Annotated in this window: 5 protein-coding genes and 3 pseudogenes; all 8 read left to right on the top strand. The window is 62.5% G+C overall.

Annotated elements, in window-relative coordinates; all coding sequences use genetic code 11:
- Positions 1 to 619: pseudogene (locus tag AHiyo1_RS00180) on the top strand (flavoprotein); the annotation flags it as partial.
- 38 nt (positions 620 to 657) lie between these two features.
- Positions 658 to 1,079, top strand: a pseudogene (locus AHiyo1_RS00185) (arsenate-mycothiol transferase ArsC).
- A 177-nt stretch (positions 1,080 to 1,256) separates the two neighbouring features.
- A complete protein-coding gene (locus tag AHiyo1_RS00190) occupies positions 1,257 to 1,598 on the top strand; it encodes a DUF5655 domain-containing protein (protein ID WP_059387218.1) in 342 nt (113 codons plus the stop codon).
- 145 nt (positions 1,599 to 1,743) lie between these two features.
- Positions 1,744 to 2,274, top strand: coding sequence for a DinB family protein (locus tag AHiyo1_RS00195; protein ID WP_059387219.1), 531 nt, complete (start codon positions 1,744 to 1,746; stop codon positions 2,272 to 2,274).
- 54 nt (positions 2,275 to 2,328) lie between these two features.
- Positions 2,329 to 2,976, top strand: a complete 648-nt coding sequence (locus AHiyo1_RS00200; RefSeq protein WP_059387220.1) for a bifunctional 4-hydroxy-2-oxoglutarate aldolase/2-dehydro-3-deoxy-phosphogluconate aldolase — start codon at positions 2,329 to 2,331, stop codon at positions 2,974 to 2,976.
- 97 nt (positions 2,977 to 3,073) lie between these two features.
- Positions 3,074 to 4,369: an MFS transporter gene (locus AHiyo1_RS00205; RefSeq protein ID WP_059387221.1), complete on the top strand. Its 1,296-nt coding sequence runs from the start codon at positions 3,074 to 3,076 to the stop codon at positions 4,367 to 4,369.
- A 103-nt stretch (positions 4,370 to 4,472) separates the two neighbouring features.
- A complete protein-coding gene (locus AHiyo1_RS00210; protein ID WP_113990515.1) occupies positions 4,473 to 5,069 on the top strand; it encodes an AAA family ATPase in 597 nt (198 codons plus the stop codon).
- An 83-nt stretch (positions 5,070 to 5,152) separates the two neighbouring features.
- Positions 5,153 to 5,406 (top strand): annotated as a pseudogene (locus AHiyo1_RS25305) (hypothetical protein); the annotation flags it as partial.

The raw sequence follows: 5,406 nt of genomic DNA on the forward strand, positions 1-5,406 counted from the left end.
CCCGCGGCCAGCTCGGATCCCGCTCCGCCGCTTGGTCGAGGCCGGCACCGCCGAACTGCACACCGGCTTCGGCATCAGCACCTTGAAATCCCTGGATACCCATGTGAGTGTCGAAGCCGCCGATGGCCGCACGCTCGACGCGGACGTCGTCGTGCCTTGCACCGGCTTCCGCCCCGACCTGGACATGCTCCGCGAACTCCGACTCAACCTTGACCCCGCCGTTGAAGCACCTACAGGGCTCGGCCCGCTGATCGATCCTGAATTCCATTCTTGCGGCACGGTGCCTCCGCACGGCGCGAGGCTTCTGGCGCACCCCGAGAAGGACTTTTACATCGTGGGCATGAAGTCCTACGGCCGGGCCCCGACCTTCCTGCTGGCAACCGGTTACGAACAGGTCCGCTCCGTCGCTGCCGCCCTCGCCGGAGACCAGACAGCCGCTGACACCGTCCAGCTTGAACTGCCCGAAACAGGCGTCTGCTCCACGGACGCCGGCACCAGCTGTGACGTTCCCGCCCAGGAGATTGCATCATCGGAGGACGCCGGCTGCTGCGCGGCTCCCGAGCCGGTCCTCGTCGGGTTCCCCACCGGGCTGACCCACGGACGCTCGGGCGCAGCCTGATGCAAGAATCGGCGATCTCAGATGCAAGAATCACAAGCATGATCGAGTCAATCAAGACCCCGAGCGTCCTGTTCGTCTGCAGCAGGAACGGCGGAAAGTCCCAGTTAGCCGCCGGGCTCATGCGTGACCTTGCCGGAGACGCTGTCGCGGTTCATTCCGCGGGCACCAACCCATGCGAGGCACTGAATCCCGAATCCGTGGAGTCCCTGAGCGAACTCGGCATCGACGTCACCGGCGAGCACCCCAAACCGGTCACGAACGAGGTGCTGGACGCCGCCGACGTCGTGGTTGTCCTGGGCACCGAAGCCAAACTCGAACGCCACGGCACGGCCCGCGTCCTGACCTGGGAAACCGACGAGCCCTCCGCTCGCGGAATAGAAGGCAGGACCGCATGCGCCTGGTCCGTGACGACATCAAGGACCGCGTCCAAAAGCTGTACGCCGAACTCGTGGGAAACTAGGCCCCCGGCGTTTCTTCGGCCGCCGATTACGGGACAGGCTCCTCCGCCTCGCACACGGCCTCAACCGGTCAACTCCTTGATAGTCACAAGCGGGGCCCGAGGCGCTTTCCGTGAAATCCCGACTAAACCGGGTCCAAGCGAAGGCTCGGAGACAAGCCTTCGCCTTATGCTGGCTGAATGGCACGTACCGCAAGAGAACGCATTGATGGCGATCCCGTTTCCTCGGGCGTTTACGGTGCCCTCCTCGATCAGATTTCTGCGCTTGACGGGTGTGAGCTGCAGGAGAACGCCTCGTCGTTCCATGTCGCTCACGGGCGCGCGTTTCTGGGGATCCATCCCCGCCGAGGCGGGATTCTGGTCAACATTGTTTTGGACCGGCAACTCGAATCTGATCGTGTGCACCGCGCCGAGCGTGTATCTGCTAACCGGTGGCATAACGAAGTCCTCCTGAAGGACCCTTCAGAGCTTGATGCTGAGATGCTGGCCTGGATCCGCGAAGGATATGCCCTCACTGTCTGAAACAGGATGAACGCAGGTTCGTTTCCGAGGGCATGAAGCTTTCGCGGGCCCTGCCCCACCGGACCAGATTTGGCCGGCCCGCCCGGGCCGAAAAACTTGACACGATCGGCGTTCCTTCGGCGGTCGATTGCGGGACACTTGAGCCATGGATCCGGGCCGGGAAGCAACCGTCGCCGAATACGGGCGTGCCTGCCTTCAGCTGAAAAGTTGGCTGGCGAACGCGACGCCATCGGATTTGAAGCGCAAGAGCAACGGGACCCGCTGGACCAACGAGGAACTGCTTTTCCACATGGTCTTCGGATACATGATCGTCCGGTCCCTCTTGCCCTTGGTCCGCGTCATGAGTCGCCTGCCCCGATCCTGGGGCAGGGGGTTCGCCGCCGCTTTGAACGCGGGAACCGGCCCGTTCGACTGGGTGAACTATTGGGGTTCCCGGGCGGCCGCCACGGTCTATGACCGGCACCGGATGGGCCGGAAACTCGAAAAGACGATCACGGTACTGGCGCACCGCCTCGAACGCGAAAGCCCGGACTCCCTGGCCAGATCGATGCCTTTCCCGACCCGGTGGGACCCCTTCTTCACAGCTGACATGACGCTCGCGGACACCTATGCCTATGCCACCCGGCATTTCGACTTCCATGCGCAGCAGCTGAGCCTCCGGCCGCCGGAGTTTTAACAAGTTTTCACAGACTGTTCCGATTTGTGAATATTTGGGGTAATCTCTTAATCAATGTTAACCAAATTTGAAGTACTAGAGACCATCGTCCGCACCGGCGCCTTGCTGATTGCCCGCCTGGACAGTGCCGACGAGGCCTACCGTGTATCTGAAGCGGCCATCGAGGGCGGCATCCGTGCAGTGGAGGTCCCGTTGACTGTTCCCGGTGCCCTGGGAGTCATCGAGCGGCTTGCCGACAAATACGGGGACCAAGGCATCGTGATCGGCGCCGGTACCGTGCTCGACGCAGAAGCTGCTTTTGCGAGCATCTCTGCGGGCGCCCGGCTGTTGGTCAGCCCGCAGTTCAATCCGAAGATGATCGCTGCAGGAAACCGCTACCAAGCCGTCACTGCCAGCGGAGCGTTCACCCCCACGGAGGTCGTCAACACCCTCGAAGCCGGGGCTGACATCATCAAGCTGTTCCCCGCTGAGCTGGGCGGGCCCTCATATGTCAAGACCATCCTGGCGCCCCTGCCGCAGGCACCCATCATGCCTTCCGGCGGAGTTACGCCCGCGAATGTCGGCGCCTGGTTCGGCGCGGGTGTGACCGCCGTCGGCGTGGGAAGTTTTGTGACAAAGGCGGCCCGGAACGACGGCGACTACGGACTAGTCGCCCGCGCTGCGCAGACCTTCCTCACAGCGATCGACGAAGCCCGGCGCTAACCGAAGCCCGGCGCTAGCCGGCAAGCAAATCCGGCAGGAGCCGGCGAAAGCACAACCCGACAAAGACTGTCGGTCAGAACACAAAGGAGTGAGCTGCATGAGCCAAGCATCATCAGATATAGAGGCCACGGATACCAAGCCCCTGACGCTCGTGAGAATCAGGTGGTACCTGGTAGCTCTGCTGGTCATCGGCGGGATCGTGAATTACCTGGACCGAAACAACCTGAGCATCGCGAACACCACGATTGCCAAGGAATTCGGCCTTAACGCCCTTCAGATGGGGTTGCTGCTTTCGGCGTTCTCGTGGCCGTACGCTATTGCCAACCTGCCTGCCGGCTACCTTGTGGACAAGTATGGTCCCAAGCGCATGTTCGCCTGGGCCGCCGGACTCTGGTCCATCATCTCGATGCTCTCCGCCCTCGCCAATTCCTTCGGCTTCCTGTACGCCGCCCGTGTGGCCTTGGGTATTTCGGAGTCCCCATTCTTCACTTCCGGGCTGAAGGTCGCCGACCGTTGGTTCAACAAGACCGAGCGCGCCCTGCCGGTCTCGATCGTCAACACCGGCTCGCAGATTGCCAACGCCATCGCCCCTCCGCTGCTGACCTTCCTGTTGCTGACCATGAGCTGGCGCGGCATGTTCATCGTCATCGGCGCACTCGGCGTGATCGTCGCCCTCGTGTGGCTCCGCGTCTACCGTGACCCCACGCTCAAGGAACAGTTCCTCATCAAGGGTGCCGAGTTCGAAGAGCAGTCGAAGCCCAAGGAAAAGCAAGCCGGCTGGGGCGAACTGCTCAAGCAGAAGAACACCTGGTTCATGGTCCTGGGCGCGTTCGGCATCTTCTACACAGTGTGGGTCTACCTCACCTGGTTGCCGAGCTACCTGCAGACCGCCCGTGGCTTCAGCCTCAGCCAGAGTGGCTGGCTCGCGGCCCTGCCGTTCCTCTGCGGCATCATTGGTGTGCTGACCGGCGGCGTGATCTCCAGCAGGGCCATCCGCCGCGGCATTCCTACCGTCACCGCCCGCAAGCTCCCGATCGTCGGAGGCGCGCTCCTCGCCGCCGCAGCCGTCCTGCCCGTTGCCTATGTTGATAACTCCGCACTGGCTATCGTCCTGCTCTCTGTCGGTTACTTCGCCGCCCAAGTGCCGATCGGTGTCCTCTGGACGCTGGCAGCGGACATCGCAGAACCCTCCCAGGTGGCTTCCTTGGGCGCCATCCAGAACTTCGGCGGCTTCCTCGGTGCGGCACTCGCTCCGATCGTCACTGGCTTCATCCTTACCGAAACCGGCGGCAACTACACCATGGTCTTCCTGATTGGCGGAGTCCTGCTGGTGGTGGGCGCACTCTCCTACGGCTTCTTCGTTAAGGACCGCCGGACCACAGTTTCGGCCTAGCCTCGGCGCTGTGGCGGGGACGGCAACAACGCTACCCGCCACAGCCCTTGACTGAAAGAATTTGATCCAGGGTTCAATGCAGAACAGACAGTTGAAGACAACCATGCCGCAGGTATTTTTTGTGATCGGGCCGGCGGGCTCCGGCAAGTCGAGCGTCAGCAAGCTCCTCGCCGAACACCACGGTGCCGCTTACATCGACAAGGACACCGCCACCAAGCGATTCACGGAGCTGCTGTTGACACTCGACGGCTCCGATCCGAACGAGCGCGATAATAATGAGTTCTACCAGCGGGCCATCCTGCCGCTGGAGTACGCGTCCATTTTGGACCTCACCCGTGACAACCTGAGCGTCGGCCGCTCCGTGGTCCTGGACGCACCCTTTGGCAAGTTCTTCGCCGATCCGGACTACCTCATCAACGCCGGGCGGGAGCATCATTGGCCCGAGGCCGAACTGATCGTGGTGCATGTTCGAACCGATGGGGAGGCTGTCAGGGCGCGCCTTGTAGCCCGGGGATATGAGCGCGACGAATGGAAGCTCAATAACTGGGAACAATTCTGGGCCGCATCCCAGGTCAACGCCTGTGAGTGGAAAGGTGCCCGCCACGTCGAACTCGACAACAGCGGCGACGCGATCGACGTCGGGCTTCTTGACGTTGTGTTCGGCATCGGCGGTGTTCCGACGTCCGACCCGCCGGCTTGAGCGACCGCCAAAAAACGAATGTCCGAACTGCGCGGCACGCCCGCTATGACGGGTTTGTGACCGTCTCCACCTAGAATTGCTGGTTGAAGCAATTCAAACGAGAGCCGCGGCGCACAACGCTGCGAATCCTAGGGGACAAGACCATGCCGGATTCCGTGGAGAACGAAGCCAGCGCCGCTGCATCTATCGAAGGGCAGCCCGAGCTTCGTCGACGCCGCGATCGCCGTCGCGAAGAGGGTGACCCCTGGACAGGAACCATGCCGATCATCACGCCGAACGATTCCGACGCACCCGCATCCACGCCTGCCCCGCTGCAAAGCAGATCGTGGGCCGAAGC

This window comes from Arthrobacter sp. Hiyo1 (assembly GCF_001263615.2).
Classification (GTDB): Bacteria; Actinomycetota; Actinomycetes; order Actinomycetales; family Micrococcaceae; genus Arthrobacter.